The organism is Paenibacillus sp. MY03 (genome assembly GCF_002165585.1).
GTDB lineage: Bacteria > Bacillota > Bacilli > Paenibacillales > Paenibacillaceae > Pristimantibacillus > Pristimantibacillus agaridevorans.
On the sequence record NZ_MXQD01000013.1, the window covers coordinates 224,968 to 245,691 of the forward strand.

The window sequence follows — 20,724 nt, forward strand, 5'->3', positions numbered from 1 at the left end:
TGCCTTTGTATTATGAATTTGCAGCCCGTTCCTCACGAATGAAGCTGCCGTTGCGATATTCGCGTAAGCATAATGACGCGCTATCGGAATCGATGTCGTTCACAACTATTTCTTGCAGTCTGCCATCTATGAGCTCGACTCGAACCGTATTCGCGTCCAAAGCTTGCACGGAGCGGATCACGCGATCTCCCTCGTAAGGCTCTACGATTGTAACGAACCGTCCAACCATGCCTTGCGTCCGAATACCGTATGTCATACGTCTCTGGGCTTCATCGCCCGGGAACGCATCCGCTCCGATCAATCCTATGAAGCGAACGGCCTGCAGACCTTCCAAATTGACGCTTATTACCGCTTCTTGATCATGATCGATCGGGCTTGTCGGTATCGCTCCCGGATATTCGTTGCTCACGATCGTTACACGTCCATTCTCGTAATCCTTGCCGATGCCGAAGCCACTGTCCACATTGTTATATACAGGCGACAATTCACTCAGTGTCAGTCTCTTTCCGTCCGCCGTTACGATGTAAGCCTCGCCCCAGAACAAACCTTGCTTTGTCCGCAGCGGATATTTTTGCTCGGTATAAATCGGATCATTTTTCACGCGTAAGGTCAAGGTTTGGACGCCTTCGGCGATTGCCAGATCGACCTTGCCTTCTCCTAACAGCCATGCACCAAAAGCGCCTTCCGAAAGGACTTCTCCGTCCGCCTCGACCTTGTACGCCATTGGTATCGTAATGCCGTGATACTCCGCCGCCCGCCCAATAAATTGTTCGGTATGCTGTGGCCATGCCGCATGAACATCCATTTTGAGCAGGCCGGGACGATTGTATGACGTTCTTGTTCCACGCAGATCCTCTCCTTCGCCGTATAGGGTCTTGAAGCTGGCAATGCTTGCTCCATCGACCTCATACCAATGGCAATCCGTAATAAACTGCGCATCCGACATGGGATTATCCGTCAGCTGGCTCGTATGTTTCGTTTTAGTTAAGCTCTCGGCCTGCAGAGCGTGGAAACCTTTGATTTGGAACAGGCAATCGAACTGATGCTCACGCTCTCCTTCCACATAATCGAACATAACGATAAAATCATCCGTTATCCCCATCACCCGCTTCTGACGAACAGGCTCCGTATAATCCGACAGCTCCCCGTATATCGCCTCGGCCGGCGCTTCGGGCAATGTGCTGGCATTCATCGCGCAGCGCTCCTCCAGCGTCTCGTCGTCTCGATAGATCATGCCGCCATATGGGGGATAAGCCCACTTTGCGGTCGTCTCCACCGCCACTGCTTGTATGGCGTTTCCGCTATAGAACAACGTACGTCTGGAATCGGCTGGCACCTGCACTTTCCCGTCGACGACGACCATGTTTTTGGTCATCGAGTTTTGCACGTAAAATTTGTACATGAAATGATGATAACCCCACCAAACATGTTCAGGATTAAAGAAGCTTCGGCCGTAACGCATGACGGATAACAGCCCTGTCCGGTCAAAATGACCGTGCGCGTAGCCATGGGAGCCGTATCGGAGCACCGCTTGGATTCGATCCTGCTGCTCCCTTCCCTCCGTCTGGCTTCGCAGCATTGCGACGCCTACATTATCGGAATAGGCGTTGCTTGTCCCATAAGAAGAACGAACGTCGGGCAATTCCGCATGGCCAAAGATGGGGTCGACTACGTTATTCATTTTGATAACCGGTACGTATTCGGGATCTTTGTAATAGAAATAAGCCAAATCGTAGGTTGACCCAAAATGTACGCCCTCCAGCTTCCGCTCCTCCGAATCGCTGATGCCGAACAGTACTCCCCGGTAGTCCAAAAACGGGATCGTAGCATCAAACATATCCTTAATGCGGATATAGCTTTTACTATTGCCGCCCCAACGTTTGTTGTACATCCCAAAACGGAAACGGGCATCCTCCCCGTTGTACGTGCTGTTCACCTCGTCGTTAAACGGCGCAGGGAAATGCGTATGGACGATATTGATGCCAAACGGCAGGAGCGCATGGGCCGTATGGATATACATCGACGATACCCAGGTATTGTAGCTGACCGAGCACTCATGCCACCAGCCATCATTGAACAGACCGTATCGCAGCTGCTCGATTGATCCTCCGGGCCCGAATACAAAGCGAAGCGCTCTCTCCATGTCCTGAATGGCTAATGCGCAATAAAACGCGCCGGTTATTTCGGATAGCAGCCAGTTGGATATATGACCGCTATGGATATGATGGTCTAGAATATCCATATACATCCGGAAGCATTTCTCGATCCCTTGGTGCTCCCCCGGCGTCAACACGCCAGCATCGAAGATGATGTCATACGGAATCGCGAGATGCTGAAAAAAATGTCCTTCCTGGACATAGCTTTGACTGCAGCCCTTTTTTTTCTTCGGATATCCGTTTTCTTCGTTGATGAAGTAACGGAAAAATTGCGCCACTTTCTCCGCATATTGTTTCTCGCCGGTCAGCGCGTAAGCGTACGCAGCGGACATGATGAAATGCTCTTCTTGCGTGTCGTAGCAATAGTCCCGCTCATCGACTGGCACTGGCGGTTTTACTTCCCATGCCGCAGCATCTTGAAGGAGGCGCTCATATCCCGGCTGGAAGCAATCGTGACGATCAATCAGCCTCTTGCGCTCCGCCCACTGCTCCTTCGACCAGTAAATATACGGATGAGCAAGTCTTCGCATCGTTTTGAGCTCGATCTCGGCAGCGCTTGTACCGTCCCCGTTGCCTATAAAACGCAGCACTGTACTTTCGTGACCTCCAGGCACCACGGATTCATGCATTTTAAAGACGGCCGTTACCTCCTGACTGGCGTACGGCGCGAGGTCGAATTCCTTCGGCGACAGCTCCGCTAAGAGCGACTCCCAGCCTTCAAACCGCTGCTTTACCGACACGCGCTGCCGACTGTCCGTGCAGTTGTACACCGACATCGTGTAGGAAACCACCTCTCCGGCTTCGCCGGATTTGCCCCTCACGTCGGCCTGTACATACAGTCTCTCTCCCCGTACGAGCTTCGCGGTAAGAAGCTCGGCATTGCCTTGCAGCTCGAAGCTTTGCAGAAACCGCCAGATGTTAGCCTTTGCGGTCTCGATTTCGAAGTCCTCCAATCTTACCCTCGCCTCGTGTATGCCAGCTCCGGCGACTGCGATTCCAGCTTTCACCGGAATATGATCCGCAAAATTGGCTTGAACACTCACTTCGGTCGAATCGTCAACGCAATAAAGCTTCAGAATTAAGCCATGCCAGCCCATCGCATCCTGCGCCGCATGATGCCCCCGTTCGAACCCGATCGGATACCACCCTCCCGCATCGTCCGCGGCAGGATAAGAGATGACGAATTTTTCTGTCAAGCTATATTTTTCATCCGCCGGTCTTCCCGAAAGCTTCCATTCCTTGAGCAAATCAATCTGTGCATTCATCGTTGTTCCGCTCCTTCGCGTTCAGTTTGGCTTACTACGACACCGTATTGTTCTGGTGCAGCTTTCAGCTCGTAACTCAACTTCCCGGCATGCAAAATGATCGTTCCGTCTTGATCCGTCTTCGTCCGCAGCTTTTGTTGCCCGCGTTCCTTCGGATACAGCACCGTCAAAAATCCCTCGCTCGCATCCGCAACGGCACGAATATACTCCATCATGGTGACCCCATCGTCTCCGCTGTCAAAGAACGGCGTTGACCGTCCCTTCTCCACCTTGATCGACTGCAACGGGCGAATAAACACCGTTTCGAGATCAACTCCGTATACGCCTTCCGAAAGCAAGGCGCTGCCCTCCACTTTGGTTTGTTTGGATGCTACAGGAATCGTAAATTGAACCAATCCCGTGAAATCCTCGACCGTATCCCGGATGACGTACAGATCCGCTTGCTTCACATACGTGACATGACGAAAATGCCGGCCCTGTCCTTCGGGATTAGCTATTTCGATCGTAATCCTTTCCAGATCCTCGCCTAATTGCACTTCCAGCACTTTACTCGTTCTCGGTACATCCACCCAGCCTCGCTCCAAACTGTACGTTCCCGCCGACAGATTTATCGCGCCGGAGTTATGGCTTGGGATAACGGTTTGACGGGTCGCAAATTGCAGACAGGCATGGGAGTAGGAGCTAATATGCCAGCTTGTGCCGCTGTCGAAGTAACCTTCGATTCCCGAATCCATCACAAGCGGGATATTGTTTTTGTAGATGACAAAGGCACCTTGATCCAAATGCCCGTGCGCGATCGGCTCTGGACTGGACATGATCCCAAAGTAGCTTTGCTTCGAATCACCGGTTTCATTGCGGAAAATATAAATGCCGGCATCCGGAAAGCTAGCTGTCGAGCTCAGCTCAAGCGGCGTTGAAGGCACATAATTATCGCCTTGGCCAAGCAGGTTTTCCAGCACGATGCCTTCTCCCCATAGCTTCTTAAACGGCTTGCCGGCTGCCGTCCACGTATGGTACATCCGATCCGCCAGCTTGCGATCGACCTTGGCGACATCCGCCAAATAAGTAGCAAAACTGCCAAATTCGCTGCCATCCCCCAGCGCATGATCGCCGAATGGCGGCGTGCCGATCCTTCCGCCGAAGTATTCGTAGCCCGGCGTTTGCATCTCGATACTAAATCCGAACATACGTGCGAGCGGCGTTGTCTCGAACCAATCATCTCCGAGCACATTGCGCGCCGCCTTCGCATATCCAGCAAACCGCTCCAATGCCGCATGATGGTAACGAATCGACTCTGGCCAAGATGAATCCGGATTCACGTTCAACTCCAGCTGCGCCTTTAGTATGGCGTCCGCATTATATAGCCAGGTGTGGCGATTCGGGAAATCGGTCAGCGCCATCATCATGAGGCCGGTACCCGCGCACATGTCTGTTTGCCAATTGCTGCAGCCTTCCTGCGCCTCTCTCGGCGTCCACTCTGTTCGATCCCTCAAATCCAGCATGTATCGGAGCAAATATTCAACCAGTGCATAAAATTGTCGCTTCTCTTCGCCCGAAAATACATGCGCCTGCTTAATCATCGAGTAGCTGACAGCGGCACTGCTGAGCAGCCTTCCGCCTTGTACCGCACCGTAGCTGTCGCTGCCTTCGGGACGCAGATTGGTGACCATCCAATGCTCTGCTCCTTGGCTGAAATCATGAAGAATGTATAGTAGCGCATATTTGACTTTCATGGCATACTCGATCTCGCCCGTCAGGGCATATTGTATGGCGTCGCACTGCATCGCAAGCTGGAAACGTCCTCCCGGGATAGACGATTTACGATTAAACAGATACGTATATTCACCGATCGGCGCTCCAAATTCGTTATAGTACGTAACAACCGTCTTTAAACCCGCTTTCAGCTTGCCATCCAATTTGGCTTGGAAGGTTAACGTGTACCCGACTCCGCTTTCGACATCAAACGGTTCGATGCAGGTCCAGGCTGCCTCGTCCTCACGGGTTGGATTGCAGAGATAGAGCGAATGGTTACGAACGCCTTCTTGGTGTTTCGTCGCAACCTGCGATGATGGATTAGCCGGCTCCAGCCGTTTCCGATCGCCACCGCCGCAATAGGGATATTCGCTTTCCCATCGCATGCGAGGATTTCCCTTGCGCGCTTCCGGAATCCAGAAGTCGGGACTGTCTGAGCCCTCGTCGAAACCGGCATTCCGGATCTTAAGACTGCCCCCGCTTGCTGATAAAATTTCCAATTGATCGATCCATACATGTCCGAGACCTTCTTCTTCATTCTCCTCGGATGGAAGCACAAATGAAATACTCGCCTTTGCCGCATGTTCCGGAGCCTGGAAATTGACGATTTTATCCGTCGAGCTCCACAAGTAAAAATGCTGGTTCAGCTCGTCATAATCCGATTCTCCGTCCTTGATGTTCGCAACGGCTTTTTCGAGATCATCCAGGCTAAAAAGTCCCGCAATTCCTGCAATACGTTCATACTGCTCTCGAACTAACGGATCCGATTCGATCACGGCTTTCACCTGCTGGAGTCCTTCGCCAGTCAAATAGAGTGAAGCGTATGGATCCACATCCGTTCGAAGCACTCGGGAGTAGCGGCATTCGCGAATTCGATTAAAACAGGCCACGACGGCTAGCGCAAGCTCCTCGCTGGAATGATCGCTCAATGCGTCATCCGATGATGGCTTTAGTTGTTCCACGGTTGCCGCGGATGCTCGAAGCTTACGAACAGCTTCATCGTCCAGGCAACCGACTTCCTCGCCAATTCGGGCATTATGCAGCAGCTCATTCGCTTTCGATAATGCCAAGTCCGCTTTATAAATTAGCCGCTCCTTGCCTCCACGAAGCAGATCCTGCTCCTCGAACCACTCCAGAGCGGACTCCATTCCATACGAAGTATATACGCTGCTCTCTTTGGCGAATGGCGGCACCATCGTATACCGCTTGGTTGCGAACAATACCGCTTCTTCCTCACGAGGAGCATAGAACTCACGATTGCGTTTAAACGGCAAGCCGTTCTCGCCTTTCAACGCTTCACGTGCCGCTTGCATCAGATCGTCGATTGCCAGCTTGGCACCGTCCGTATAATAACATCCCCTTGCATCTACTATAGCTTCCGCCCGCTCTATCAAGGCTTGGAGCCGTCTTTTGTCCTCCGATACTTGCGTCATCTCTTCCCCTGCCTTCGTTTCTCATCGTTTAAGTGGATGATAGATTTCCTGCAAAGGATGACAGATATCGCGAATAATGACTAGCACCAAATCGTAACGAAAACATCAATATTGCATGTTCATCCCGCTCAAAAGCTTAAAATTTCACGATCTTTAGAATCAGCGGTTACAACTTAAAAAACGCACACGAAATGGCGGCGCTGGATCCATGTCCCTGGCGCCGCCATTCGTTTCGGACTGATATTTATTATGTTAGTGTCTCTTTTAACCAATCATAGGCTTGCCTTCCGCTAATTTCATGAACGCCCGGGAAAACGTCTACCGCCAAGCGATCACTGGCTCCTTTTGAATCATAAATTTCGTGAATGGCAGATGCTGCCCGTCTAAAGCCCTCAACAGGAAAGATCGGATCCTTCTCACCGGACTCCAAGAACAACGGACGGGGGGCGATTAATCCGATGAGCTCAGGAAGCTCTGCATGACGAAGAATGCCCGGCGTATAATTATCAACACAATGATGCACAGACAAAATACTGTCTTTAAACGTGTTAGTAAAGCCCGTCAACACAGTCGCACGAATGCTCGGTCTAAGAATAGACGTGATGAAAGCAATTAATCCTCCACCGGAGAAACCCATCACGCCGATTCGTTCTTTATCTACTTCCGGCCTACCCGCTAGATACGCATAAGCTCTAAGCGATTCTGCAACTCGAAGTCCCGTCAACGTCTTGCCTAACATCATAAGCTCAGTCGATAATCTGTAACAAGAGCTTGGAGCATTGGGATTGACCGCCAAATCCGCATGCAGCCGACGCTCGCCGAAGCCGATCACATCGGGTGCAATGACCGCCATCCCTCGACGCACAAGCTCCAAAGCAAAATGCTGGTGGATGCCCGGCACCCCGCTATCGGGCGAACCATCTGGCAAGAGACCTACAATTTCGCGGCTGCCATAGCCGTGTCCATGCATCGCCAATACGCCAGGAAGAGCCCCTTCTGCATGTTTTGGCAGAAGAATATAGGCGCCAAAGCTTAAGCCCGGCGTCGCGGATAACTCAATCCTTTCCCGAATATAATCATCCAGCTCCACGCGCTCCAGAAGCTTAGGCTTGAATGTCGCATTTGGCGCAAAGGAGCCTATCAGCTCCTGCAAGGCTCCCTTCAACATTCTGCTGCGCTCGTCCGAGCCCACCGTTGCTTTATGATTCTGATGCTGTTCTATAGCCTCATTGTACAACTGCTCCAGCAGACGATCTCCATTCCATGAATACATCTTCAACTCACCCCATGTCATTATTACTCCGTCTAGTTTATCTCCTCACTCTATTCGCCGAAATAACGATATTTAACGATAGGTTTTAATTGTAACTCGATGCAAGTTATCTATTGGGTAGAATCAATACCACTCTAACCTCATTACCGGCACTTAGCGGAATACGGAGATAGCTGCCAAGTTCATCGCCGTGAACCTCTGCTTCCTTGCCGTTGACCATTCCTTTTATCCAGGACAGGCCGGCTCTCACTTTAATCCCGTTATGATCCGACACCGATTGCAAAGTAAAGGTGATGACGTTGAAGTCCCAAGATAACTCTTTAACCTCTACCCCGGCCCTTGCCATCAATCCTGTGATCGTTCCCGATTTCCATTCGGAAGGCAGTGCCGGAAGAACTTCGATTTCCCCGGTGTTCGAATATAGCAATGCTTCGTTCACGGCTCCAAGTGTACCGAATAAGGTATCCGTACAATAGCAGTCATTTCTTCTGTTTGTGTCATGGTCTGTCATCAAGGATGTGTAATAACCGGAATCCGTCATCATCGGCAGGAGGGAAGAGACAACGCCGTCGCCGTCCTTTAATCTGGCGCAGACCAGTGCCTTATGCATCCAGCCGTGACCCGCTGTCGTGTCCGACGTATTGTATCGATTCCTGTTCTCTACAGCGATAATGGCAGCCTTCCTCAATTCCATATTGTTCTGCGTTTCATACGCAGGCCATGCCGGGTAGAGATGGCTCAAATGGCGGTGATCGTTGTTCTCCTCATACTCATTCATCGCCCATTCGCGCAGCGCGCCGTCCTTGTCCAGCTTATAGTCCGGCAGCAGCTCCAGCAGAGCCTCCCATTTGCCGACGGCTGCTTCATATCCTTCGCGCTTAATCGCCTTTTCAATCGCGATGGTCATCTTCAGTCCATCCCGCGCCGCCGATAGATCCATGGTGGCATTGGCCGTAATCGTACTGTTGTAGCCGATCGGGTGATTTTCCGGCGAATAGGTAGGAATCAACACATATTTTTCGCCTGGATTCAACCGCGTCTTGCCACTCTCATAGCAAGCATTGCCGCTTGGATCCGTATAGTACTCCGGCGTGCACAGCTGTTCCCAGAAATTGGCCTGCTTCGTAAGCAGCGGCAGCAAGATATCTTGCTCCAAATCCAGATAACCCTTGCGGACCAGCTTCGTGAATTCCTCATCCGTCAGTCCCCCGTCCCTTACGCCGAGAAGCTTCTTCAGATCATGAATCCTCATAGCGGGTTGGATCGGAATCTGCCGGTTGCCATAACATTGCCAATATTCGAAGATTGGAAGCAGGCACCAGCTTGCGCCGGCATTCCAATATTGGAAGGGATATTTGTTGTCGTACTCCACTTGCATCGCGCGGTCGCCGTCGGAGTTGACCGACACTTGAATCGCATCATGCATCCCATAAGACATTCGGGCATTGTATTCGAAATCCGATGCGTTGCGTAGGAAGAATGCGATATACCCAAGCTGAGCGAATGTAAACTGGCCCGTGTTCATGGGAGAAACCTGCAAATTCACGTTGGCATCGAGCGTATAGATTGCGTGCCAGCCGGGGTTCCACTCCCCCGTCCACATCCCGTACAGCCGCGGCGCGCTTGAGCCGCTGCAGCAGATCAAGGCATAACGCCCCTGGTTGTATACCTGCTCCATAAAGGCGTGATTGATTCTGGATTTCGATTCCTTCTGCGCGTTGATAAGCGTCTCGTTATTCGCTTCCCTGCAATCATCGTCGCCATCAAGCGTAAACCGTATGGCGTTAAATTCTTCGGCATGTTTCGCGGCATGCGGCGCAAGGGCGGCGTCATAATCGAAATGACCGGAACCATCTTGATATTTCCCGGCTATGGCATTCGTATGATTAAGCAGTTCATCGATAAGAGGGTAATGAATGCTTCCGGCAAAATCTTCGAGCTTCCCCATATCGAATGATCGGTTCGATTGGGTGATGAGATAGACGGCGTCGGCACCGTCCACTTGAATGGCAGGGTTCTGCACCGCGCCCACGTTAATCTGTTCATTCGTGTCAGCGAGCAGCACCCGCTTTTTGCTTCCGTTAACGACAATAACCTGCGTAAGGCCTGCATATCCTCCGTCTATCAGCTCGCTACCCGGATATGACGGATAATGGGCAACCTGTGCGATATAGTCGGCATTTGGATCCACCAGCTTTTTGTATTGCAGCCCCGTCATCCCGCCGCCGGCTTTGTACATTCCTGAAATGTCATCGATAGAGATCGTCATGTCGATCTTTGCGCCGGCGGAGGAACGTTCAATCTTCATAACCGAGACATTATCTTCTCTGGAAGTGAACGATGTCCGAATCCACTCGCCGAATTCGTCGGCGTAACGCACGCCGGTTTCGGCTGTCTCATAATTCGTCCATCGCTCATATTCGGTAACCGTCCCTCTATTCGCCATGTTCAGTCTGAGCTGGTGTCCCGGATGATAGGCATAGAAGAAGGTTCGTTTTCTGGTTCTTCCGTCCGCATGGGTAATCTTCCATTGATCGTTCAGCTGGAAGACATTCCGTCTCGCATCATCAAGCTGTCCCGTTAATTCTTCCGGAATCTCTCTCGGATCCGGGGTTGGAAAGTTGAGCCACATATATTGAAAAATAATGCAGTCCGAATACGGCGACCCCGACAGGATATAACCGTTCTCGCCGTTTCCGCTAACCATCCCTTCCCGCCAAGCCCGTCCCGGATCCGTTGCCGATACCTCTGTGTAGGTTCGGGCATAATTCCCTTTCCTGTACAATCGTTCAGCATTCCCCGACAAAGCCATTCTATTTCTCTCCCATCTCATGATAATCGCTTTGACGCCTCCATTATTGGCGATGTTGGTCTTTCCGATCACCGAACGACGCCTTGGATAGCTCTGCTAACAGGACGTATCGCTTGCCGCTTTCCACCTGGAACCCGATACATCCATTCGCATCTTGCACATATTGAACCCCTTCGCCGCCCTGCGTAATGTTCGGGGGAGGTCGATGGCGACGTAATGAAATACCCCTCATGGTTCTCAATGAGCCAATCCAAGCAGAATAAAGCCGCTTCTTACATCATCGGGTATGCCTTATTCCGCAAATAAGCTTCGTCCCCGTTGAACGCGTAATGCTCCCATAGATGCTGGGTCAGCCATGCGCCGCCCATCGGCCAGAACGCCCAAGCAGGGTCGCCATGGCCGAAATCGCCTACCGGCGCCGTTTGATCCCACAAATCCGAATTATGGTGCGCACCCCCCCCCTCGCACCGTAGTTTATTTCCGCTGTCTTCTTGCCGTTAAGGGCCAGTCTGCCGAAAAATTCGATCAACGGCGCATGCAGCTCCGCCATATTGCACGTTTCCGCGGGCCAATAATTCATTTCCGCGTTTATGTTCAACGTGTAATTACTGCTCCATGGCGCCCTCGTTTCGCAGCGCGGCTTTTGTTCCCGGATTATTCCACTCCCCCGGGAAACCGGACCATAACGTATCTTCATTCAAAGCGATCCGTTCCTTCTCAATACCCCCGAAGACCATCGCGCCTAACCTTCCGTTGCCAATTGGAAGCGCCTCTACCCAATGAACGGCTGGGGACTGAAACTGAATATGCATAGGGCTCTCATCCTCTTATCTATCATTTGAACGTACTTCTATTATTCATCCGCTCCAAGATGCAACTCAAACTCCATGTCGCGATCGCAGATCAGCACTCCGTCCACAACCTCCAGCTTGGCCGCCTGAAGGGAGGAGCGGCGCCATTCATAGTTGTTCAACTCTTCATGATGCCCGTCCACGCGGCCGGGATGAGTAAAATAAAAGATATACCCTTCTTCTCCCTGCACGACCACATCCGCGTGAAGGCCAATCGTCCCGTCATCCTCGCGTTTGCCAGGCTGATCGAGAATAAGGCCGTTTCGCTCCCAAGTCGTAAGATCATCGGAACGGAACACGCCTTGTCCTCTCCACTCGTCTACGATCATCCAATAATAGCCGCCCAGGCGGAAAACATTCGGTCCTTCATGGCCTCTTCCGGTGATCACCGGACCAATCGGCTGCCATTCGTACAGATCCTTGCTCTCGGCCGCGTAAGTATGATTCCGCTGCTTAAACCACATTCGGAACATGCCGTTCGGCAGTTGGTACACGCAGGCATCGATCACGTTGTCCTCGCTAATGCCAAGCGTGGACTGAAACTCCCAACGAATCAGATCTGTACTTGTAAAATGCCGGATACGAGCCTTGCCTGTCCAATTAACGGGCACGCCGTGGACGTAAGTAACATACATATGGTACAGCCCATCATGCCAGATGATCTCAGGCGCCCAGAACGTATTTCTGCCCCATTCCGTTTCGAGTCCTTCCAGAATTCCCCGATATAACCAGGTAGCTCCGCCATCCGATGAAGAAGCAACGCCGAGATCGGTGCCATGCACCCATCCGAATCTCGGCCCATCCTGCGTTGCGCGGCGGTTCGTATAGATCATCCACCATTCCTTGGCCTGCCGATTCCATATGACTACAGGATCCGCCGCACCGTCATAGATGGGATCCCTGAACAATGGAGATTTCATTCCTTATCCACTCCTCGCACCTCATAACCAAATTGGTCTACGTCAATATAACCCTGCTCGCTCTCGCCGTTAAAGCTGTATACCCCGACCCGGTCTCCCCTGTAATGGCCCCAACTCAGCTGATAGGCGTCTCCAAAGCTGTCGAACTGCATCCCGTCGACGCTGTATTCGAACCGGCTGATTCCGTCCATGTTCCATATCGACCTTAACCAAAGGTCGGTTCCTGTTAATTTCGGGCCCCATATGACGGTTCCCGAGTTGTTGAACTTCAGAATCCTTATCCCGTTCAATTGTTGAACGCCGATCGTACAATAGGTTTTCGCAAAATGGCAAAGGCCCGCTTCTTGCCCGTCCGCCATGCCGCCCATCTCTAGCTTTGCCGTTGCTTCGTTATGAACGGTTCTGAACGTTCTTTGCGAAAGGATGTTGCATACGGCGAAAAAATTGTCCTTGTCGATTGGTTGGCATGCATGCAGGCGCAAATAGCCCGGCCGTTCCGTTAACGACCACTTATCGGCTCTTGGCTGATGGTTCCATTCCCAATAAGGTTTAAGATCGTCTCTGTCAAAATCGTCGGATGTGGAAAGCACCGTAGCGGGATGCCCATTCATCGGCTTCCTGCCCCCCCATACCATCTCTCCGACTCCGTCGCCGTCCGTATCTTCTCCGATGATCGGCCAACCGTCCACCCATGTTACGGGCAGCAAGTGCAGCGGCCTGCCTTCGTGCGCGCCCGAACCTTGATGGCTAATGAAGTACCAATCCCCGGAGACCGTCTGGACAAGTCCGCCCTGATTGGGCTCCCGGTCTATTTCCTTGCCGTGCGTATGAATAATTTCCTTCTCCTCATAAGGACCATAAATATGCTCTGACCTTAACATCATGACATCCCGGGCTTCAACGCCTTCCCGAGCGCGCACCTCGCTGTGGAAGAAATAATAGGTTCCGTTTATTTTGTAGAGCTTATTGGCTTCGCTCCCTTTGTATTGATGGATAATTCTAGCGCTGTCATGCAGCAGCTCTTTGCCGTCTTCGCTAAGCTTGATCAAATGAATATTGTAGTTACCGGCGAAATGGGTGGCAACCAGGTAACCTTGCCCGTCATCGTCCCAGAATGGACAGCAGTCGTCCCATCCGGCCACCTCCCAAACCCGATGAAGCGGCTCCCAAGGTCCGGCCGGATCGGTTGCCGTGCTCATAAACAAACCTTCGTCGGGCGTGAAGAAATACACCCAATATTTATCTTTGTGGAATCGAATGGCGCCGGCCCAAACGCCTCTGCCGTAACGATTCATGCGATCGTAATTGTATTCCGGGCCGATGCTTGTCAAATCCTGAACAACATGTCCGATCATGCTCCAATTCACCAGATCCTTGGAATGCAGCACCGCCATCCCGGGAGAGCAATGCAAGGTAGAAGAGATGGCGTAATAATCATCCCCGACCCGAATGGCGTCCGGATCGCTATAATCGCCCGGCAAGATAGGATTGACATAAGTGCCGTCTCCTTGATCTCCCCAAGCTCCCTTCTTCGATAATACATGGTAGTCTTTCTCCATAATCGCGTAACTCCTTCACATCGTATGTTTAATCGTACGAAGAACGCCATAGATGCCATTCTCCTGTTGGCGCGGCACAAACTTGATAGTCAATGCTTCCTTGCCTGCAGTTAATGCATCGGGAAGGACGAATATTCGTTCATAAAACTTCCGCTTCCATCCTTCTTGCGGGAAAATCTCGGTGGCCAGCAGCTCTCCGTCAATAAAGATGTCCAAGCTTCCCTTGACGTGCATGTGGTTAAAGGTCATGGCTAACGCAGTTCCAGGCTGAACTGCCATTTGATAGCTGAACCATCCGCCGGCTTCAACCCTTCTTCCGTTCAATCCTTCCCAAGTGCCGCTGTATGTTTTTTCTCCCTGTACCTGATGCTCCAATTCGTATTGGTCATTTCCTATTTGAATAGCATCAATGGTTGCTTCTCTTAGGCGCCTATCCCGTTCAGCTTTCTCCTCATGCTCCTTAAGCTCTTCTGACTCCTCGTCCAGGAGACTCCAGTAGATGCCGTATCTTTCGCGATGCTGCTTGTAGTGCGGCGTAAAGACAAGCCGTCCATCTTCATCCGTATGCTTAAGAGTAAACGCCAAATCCTCGCCCCGACGAGTCACATGCTCATGGAAACGGCTTAGCCACTCCTCGACACTCATTCCTTGCGGAACGAGATAATCTTTGATGATCATTCGCCTGGTCGCAACGCTGACGTTTATACCCGTATTCGATTCGACCATATCTTCGGTGCCAAGTGCCGCGCTCAAAACAACCGGGCCATATTGGAGTCCAATGACATGAGGCGAATCAGGCAAGCGGGCATAGGCAACATTCATCGGAATTCGCAGCCCAATCGTATCGCCGTCCTGCCAAATTCGGTTGAGAATCGCATACCCCCGCTCCATGTCGGGTGTAACCCGGTTTCCGTTAACCGTCACTTCAATTGCGTCAACCGCCCAATAAGGAACGCGAATGTGAATGGCAAGCTGCTTTGGTTCGATCGATTCTAATGAAAATTGTACATTGTCCGTTTGAGGAAGCGTGGTGGACTGCGTAATCGTCATATTTTGCTCCCGCCAATGCAGCTTCGTGCTTACAAATTGATTGACATAAAGCTTGTCGTCGGCATGGAAATAGATACTGTCATTCAGCTTGGTGAAGCTTTCCATTCCCGTACCCGTGCAGCACCAGAAATGTTCGAACGGAGAACTGTAGACTTTGAAATACCCGGTTGCCATCGGTTGAAAATACATCGTCATGCCCGTATCCGGATTTTGGGAAGACAAGATGGCATTCATATAAGTTCTCTCGTAAAAATCGGCGTATTTGATATCTTGAGTTAGCTTGAACAGCTCTTTGGTCAACTTCAGCATATTATAGCTGTTGCATGTTTCGCAGGTAACATCGAAACGCTTGCTGTCCAACACGTCAGGTTCGCCAAAATGCTCGCATTCACTGTTTCCGCCCGTGATATAGCTGTGGTGGTAAACGACGGTATCCCAGAAGTTAGCAGCTGCTTCAAAGTAGCTGCGTTCGCTCTCCCCTAGTGTCAGATACCGGTTCAGGGCTCCGATAAACTTCGGAATCATCGTATTGGCATGTTTGCCCTTCAGTACATCTCTTCTCTCCCGAAGCGCTTCGGACAAGCTGATTTCATCAAACCGGTGGGCGGCCTCAAGATGGCGGCTATTTCCTGTCAGCTTGTAAAGGCTGTACAGGCAATCGTTCATTCCGCCATATTCCACAGCCAGCACGTTGGCTTGAACCTCGTCTGTCCATGCACAGGCGCGGTTCGCAACCCAATCGCCGAGGCGGTTCACGATATGAAAAGCTTGTTGCAGCTTCGCAGCATCATAGACGGCAATCAAACCCGCAATAATTTTATGCATGGTATACCATGGCACCCAGACAGGTTTACGATTCTCTACATTGTCAAACAACGATTCGGGAAAAGCCGATAGATAACCGCTGTCATGTTGGCATTCTGCCAATTCAGCAACAAGGTAATCGATTGTTGCGATCATATCCTTATCTTTTGTTTGCGAATAAGCTTGGGAGACAGCAGTCAAATAGTGGCCTAACGTATGGCCTCGAATCTCGGTGTTCTCCCACCCCGGGTATTTAACCGCTTTCGGTTGTAAGCCCTTTGTTTCTCGAAAGCCGGCAAGAAGTCGGTCGGCTTCGAAGCTGGTCAAATAACTCCATTCTTTCTTGCATGCATGAATTAGATCTTCATCTCTTAATTGCACTTGATCAAGCTCGAAATGCTTTAAAGGGGCATGGCTAGTGTATGTTTTCAAAGAGATCATCCTCTCACTCTATAAATTGCAAAAAAGACATAAAGGATCCAATGCTCCATAAGTAGAGACTTCTTTCCATTCCTGTTTCTTTTGACTTTAATATCATGCATATGAGTGTTCAAGTTCGCAAAACTTGAAAATTTAGATTTGATGCATTTCGAACCTGTCTAGACAACACGAATAGAGGTGCTGAGCACCCCTATTCGTTATAGGATTAAGAAGTCCATGCGGGAGAAGGTAAGACGGGCTTACCTGCAAGCTACCCTTCTCTTTCCCGCCTGTTACAATTCTGCAAGGGCAGCAATCTCGCCGGCAGAAAGGGCTTGGTTATACACCCGGAAGTCATCCACCCGCCCATCGAGGTACGGGTCAGTCGAATACTGGGAGCGTCCGATCCAGTTTTGGGCGGTGGCTCCCAGATCTGACGGCTTAAGAGTCATCGCGGTATTTTGCCCCACTTGAACGCCGTCCACGTAGAGAGTACCCGTTGAGCCATTTAAGGCGACGGCCACATGATGCCAGCCTCCCGTGGGCAGCGCCGACTGTCCGTCAATGATTTGTTCGCTCGAACCGTTCTTCTTGATCGCGAAGCGGATTTTACCGTTTGCTCCATTCTTCGGCGTGAGAAACATATTGGTCGCGGTGCCGGACCCGAAATCGAATATGCGCGACCAGTTGCTAACGCTATCCAGATTCACCCAGGCCGCTATAGTGATTGCGTCTGCGCCGGAGACAACAGCGGAAGGAAGAGCCATATAACCGTTTGTTCCGTTTAGCTCCGCTGCATTGCCAGCTTTGCCTGTCGTCCAGGCTGCGTTGCCATTCATCGTTCCATGTTTGAAATTTCCTGAAGCGTCTGCCGCTGTATTCCCGCCGGATTGATCGAATTTATACCAGGCGATCATGCCGGGTGCGGCAAGCGCAGCAATCTCATCGGCGGGAAGCGCTTGGTCATAAATACGGAAGTCATCCACCCGTCCGTCGAGATAGGGATCCGGATACTGGGAGCGGCCGATCCAATTCTGAGTGGTAGCGCCCAGGTCGGACGGTTTAAGGGTCATCGACGAATTGGTTCCCACTTGGGAGCCGTCCACATAGAGAATGCCGGTCGAACCGTTTAACGTGACGGCCACATGATGCCAGCCTCCCGTCGGCAGCGCTGACTGCCCGTCAATGATTTGTTCGCTTGAACCATTGTTCTTGATCGCGAATCGAATTTTGCCATTGGCTCCGTTTTTCGGCGTGAGGAACATGCTGGTCGAAGTTCCGGAACCGAAATCGAATATGCGCGTCCAGTTGCTCGCCGCGTCCAGATTCACCCATGCGGCAATAGTAAGCGTGTCGGCCTCGGAGACAATACCGCCAGGAAGAGCAATATAGCCGTTCGATCCTGCCAGATCCGCAGCGCCTCCGATTTTACCCGTCGTCCAGGCTGTACCGCCATTCATCGTCCCATGCTTCCCGCTTCCGGATGCATCTGCAGCTGAAGCTCCGGTTGTTTCGTCAAGCTTATACCATGATAGGAGGCCTGCAACCGGCATGCCATCGGTTGTTGCGGAGGCAATGGCCGACATGTCCGATTCTCCTGTTGCATTCACTGCCGTTACTTTGAAATGATAGGCAGTTATCGGCTTCAATCCCTGGCTGGTATACGTTGTTCCAGTAATCGCTTGACTATTCGCCTTGGTATAGACGGCATTCTCCGCCAAAGAGTCGGAGATGTACACGTTGTAACCCGTTGCTCCCGTTACGGCCGGCCAGCTTATGTGAATCGATCTATGGTCTGCAGCCGCAGCCGTCACATCTGTCGGTGCTGCCGTTACGGTTCCCAAAGTTTGTCCGTTCATCACGCTCGTCACTTCCGATGAACTTATCGCGCGGTTATAGATTCTGAAATCATCCACTCGTCCATCGAGATACGGGTCGGCGTATTGGGAGCGTCCGATCCAGTTCTGCGTCGTAGCGCCCAGATCGGACGGTTTGATCGTCATGGACGCATGGCTTCCCGCTTGAACGCCGTCAACATAGAGCGTGCCGGTCGAGCCGTTTAACGTGACGGCCACATGATGCCAGCCTCCCGTAGGCAGGGCCGACTGCCCTTCAATGATTTGCTCGCTCGAATTATTGTTTTTGATCGCAAATCGGATTTTGCTATTGGCCCCGTTTTTCGGCGAAAGATACATGTAAGTGGAAGTTCCCGAACCAAAATCGAAAATGCGCGACCAGTTGCTCGCCGTATCCAAATTGACCCAAGCCGCGACGGTGATCGTGTCGGCATCAGAGACTATACCGCCGGGAAACGCGATATAGCCGTTGGTTCCCGCAAGATCCGCGGCGTTGCCGAATTTGCCTGCCGTCCAGGACGTACCGCCATTCATCGTCCCGTGATTGCCATATCCAGATGAGTCTGCGGCTGAAGCTCCGCTCGTTGCGTCCAATTTGTACCAGGCTTTTAACGCGGCGTCGGCGATGACTTGTACGGTTGCCTGATAAGCTTGACCGTTATAGGTCGCGGTAATCGTAGCCGTACCCACGCTTATTCCTGTCACCAAGCCTGCCGAATTGACGGTTGCCACAGCCGGATTGGATGAAGCAAAGCTCGCTTGGCTGTTAAGAACCTGAATGCTTCGGTCCGGGTGAATGACCCTTAATACGGATTGATGCTTATGATTGACAGGAAGAGAATAACGGCTTACATCGAAATCCGGAATGCCGTCTCCCCCCGTTGTCGCCGATACATTGGCAAACGTTGATCCTCCGGATACGCGGACCTTATAATAATAAGTCTTATTGGGGGTCAAGCTTGTATCGCTATAGCTGTTCATCTGGGTATATGTTCCGTTTTCTTCCGTGGATCTATAGATGTTGTAACCGAGCGCTCCCGCTACAGCCTTCCACCTGATGTTGATTGCATTCGAGCCGGCCGCCGTTGCCGTCAGTCCTGTTATATTCCCTAGAATGATCCGATTGCTCAACCCATCAGTCTTGGCTGCATCGGGTGTATACAGCAACGAAGCCAGCGGATAATCCTTTCCCGCCACCTCCGGCATTCTGGTTTCATAGGCATAGGCCAGGTATTTGAATTTTTCCTGGGTCATATCCTGTCCTTCGATATATTTATAATAGTTGTATAGAACGCTGTTGAACCCATCGATTCTGCCTCTTTGGTCCGGATTGATCCCCTCAAAAATTTGACCGGCATAGCTTTGGTTGGCCACCGCCGGTGTCCATGGCACATCATATCCCAGATGATACTTCAGCGCATACGAAGTCCCTTCCAACAGTCGGTCATTGAGGAAGTTGAATGGATTCACCGCATTGGCGGCAGTGGAAATGGTTCCATTTACCGGGTCAACCTTTGTCCCCTGAGCGTAGATGGTCTGCGCCAATGTTGACAGTCCGGCGATATTGGCGTAAGCATGTCCCACATCGCGGCCCATCTCCATTAACTGCACATGATAATCCGACGGGTCGAGCGGCTCTCCCGTCATTTCATTCGTCGTCATCCAGCGCATTTCATGTTTGATCGAGCCATTCCTTCCCCCATCATCGCCCGCAGCGTTCACCATTGTCGCTTCGACTGCCTCCGCGTACAGTTCCAGGTCATTGGTTAAGATCGCCCGCGCCATCGTCCCCATGACCGTAAACTGATGCTGGTTCATGAAGAAAGAATGAGGGTTATAGGTGACCGAGCAAAGCTGCATCATGTTTGTAAAATTCTGAGTATCGGTTGCCGTCCATTTCAGACTGGCCGTCTGGGTATCGGAATAGCGCATAATCTCGGCAGCCGCCGCGAGCAAATATGTCATCGTCGCAAATCGAAAGCTCGTATGAGGAGCAACGGACTGGATGCCGGAATATGCTCTAATGATATACATCGCGCTGGAACGGTACGTCTCGTCGCCGGTAATGTACCACATAATCGCCTGCTTGAAAGCGACCAAAGCATCCGTATTCGCGCGCGTCCCCACATAATCGCTTGGGTCCGCCCAATATTTGCCGTTCGCGTCGGTAAAGGCCCACGGTCCGCGGATGTTAACGAACAGATCATTCCCGGCTTCATATAGGATCCTTGGATTCGGTCTGGATTGCGGGTCGGCGGCAAACGCCTCGAACGCCGTATTCCAAGGCTCGTCCCCTGCTCTTACATGGTCGCGCATATTGTCCAGATCGGCGAGCGACATGGCAATGCCCGGGTGATGGATCGTCGCCGACACCGTATTTCCGTTTGCATCCGTATAGGAGGCAAGCACATCGGCACTTACCGCCTGCGGCTTGTAAGAAGTAATCAGAGGAGAAACAGCCGCATTCGCCGTTTCCTCCCCTCCAAGGCTTGTAATGGTCATCGCCAGCGTAAAACAAAGAAGATAGACAAAAACACGTTGGCAGCGCTTTCTTAATGGTATAATATTCATTC

General features: G+C 51.5%; 9 protein-coding genes and 1 pseudogene. All 10 read right to left on the reverse strand.

Going from position 1 to position 20,724, the window contains the following annotated elements:
* Positions 1-10 precede the first annotated feature (10 nt).
* The 10 genes and pseudogenes from B1748_RS15730 to B1748_RS15775 all read right to left on the reverse strand — a co-directional run bounded on the left by B1748_RS15730 (position 11) and on the right by B1748_RS15775 (position 20,722).
* Positions 11-3,421, reverse strand: coding sequence for an alginate lyase family protein (locus B1748_RS15730; RefSeq protein WP_087568884.1), 3,411 nt, complete (start codon positions 3,419-3,421; stop codon positions 11-13).
* Entirely contained in the window at positions 3,418-6,606 is a 3,189-nt protein-coding gene (locus B1748_RS15735; protein WP_087568885.1) for a heparinase II/III domain-containing protein, read from the reverse strand. Before B1748_RS15735 ends, B1748_RS15730 begins: the two co-directional genes overlap by 4 nt.
* Positions 6,607-6,853: 247 nt before the next feature.
* Entirely contained in the window at positions 6,854-7,879 is a 1,026-nt protein-coding gene (locus B1748_RS15740) for a dienelactone hydrolase family protein (RefSeq protein ID WP_087568901.1), read from the reverse strand.
* Between the two features lie 106 nt (positions 7,880-7,985).
* On the reverse strand, positions 7,986-10,763 hold the full coding sequence (locus tag B1748_RS15745; RefSeq protein ID WP_256975698.1) for a glycoside hydrolase family 95 protein: 2,778 nt from the start codon (positions 10,761-10,763) through the stop codon (positions 7,986-7,988).
* 116 nt (positions 10,764-10,879) lie between these two features.
* Positions 10,880-11,322, reverse strand: a pseudogene (locus B1748_RS15750) (glycosyl hydrolase family 95 catalytic domain-containing protein); the annotation flags it as partial.
* Positions 11,297-11,503 carry a glycoside hydrolase N-terminal domain-containing protein gene (locus tag B1748_RS15755; RefSeq protein ID WP_087568886.1) on the reverse strand — a complete coding sequence of 69 codons (207 nt, stop codon included), beginning with the start codon at positions 11,501-11,503 and terminating at the stop codon, positions 11,297-11,299. The pseudogene B1748_RS15750 and the gene B1748_RS15755, both read right to left, overlap by 26 nt.
* 41 nt (positions 11,504-11,544) lie before the next feature.
* On the reverse strand, positions 11,545-12,462 hold the full coding sequence (locus tag B1748_RS15760; protein WP_087568887.1) for a glycoside hydrolase family protein: 918 nt from the start codon (positions 12,460-12,462) through the stop codon (positions 11,545-11,547).
* Entirely contained in the window at positions 12,459-14,021 is a 1,563-nt protein-coding gene (locus tag B1748_RS15765; protein ID WP_087568888.1) for a glycoside hydrolase family 43 protein, read from the reverse strand. Before B1748_RS15765 ends, B1748_RS15760 begins: the two co-directional genes overlap by 4 nt.
* Before the next feature lie 15 nt (positions 14,022-14,036).
* On the reverse strand, positions 14,037-16,316 hold the full coding sequence (locus B1748_RS15770) for a glycoside hydrolase family 127 protein (RefSeq protein WP_087568889.1): 2,280 nt from the start codon (positions 16,314-16,316) through the stop codon (positions 14,037-14,039).
* Between the two features lie 272 nt (positions 16,317-16,588).
* Positions 16,589-20,722, reverse strand: coding sequence for a LamG-like jellyroll fold domain-containing protein (locus B1748_RS15775; RefSeq protein ID WP_087568890.1), 4,134 nt, complete (start codon positions 20,720-20,722; stop codon positions 16,589-16,591).
* Between the last annotated feature and the right edge of the window lie 2 nt (positions 20,723-20,724).

Coding starts and splice junctions, on each gene's coding strand:
- B1748_RS15730 (WP_087568884.1), bottom strand. CDS start 3,421: ATGAATGCACAGATTGATTTGCTCAAGGAATGGAAGCTTTCGGGAAGA.
- B1748_RS15735 (WP_087568885.1), bottom strand. CDS start 6,606: ATGACGCAAGTATCGGAGGACAAAAGACGGCTCCAAGCCTTGATAGAG.
- B1748_RS15740 (WP_087568901.1), bottom strand. CDS start 7,879: ATGTATTCATGGAATGGAGATCGTCTGCTGGAGCAGTTGTACAATGAG.
- B1748_RS15755 (WP_087568886.1), bottom strand. CDS start 11,503: ATGCATATTCAGTTTCAGTCCCCAGCCGTTCATTGGGTAGAGGCGCTT.
- B1748_RS15760 (WP_087568887.1), bottom strand. CDS start 12,462: ATGAAATCTCCATTGTTCAGGGATCCCATCTATGACGGTGCGGCGGAT.
- B1748_RS15765 (WP_087568888.1), bottom strand. CDS start 14,021: ATGGAGAAAGACTACCATGTATTATCGAAGAAGGGAGCTTGGGGAGAT.
- B1748_RS15770 (WP_087568889.1), bottom strand. CDS start 16,316: ATGATCTCTTTGAAAACATACACTAGCCATGCCCCTTTAAAGCATTTC.
- B1748_RS15775 (WP_087568890.1), bottom strand. CDS start 20,722: ATGAATATTATACCATTAAGAAAGCGCTGCCAACGTGTTTTTGTCTAT.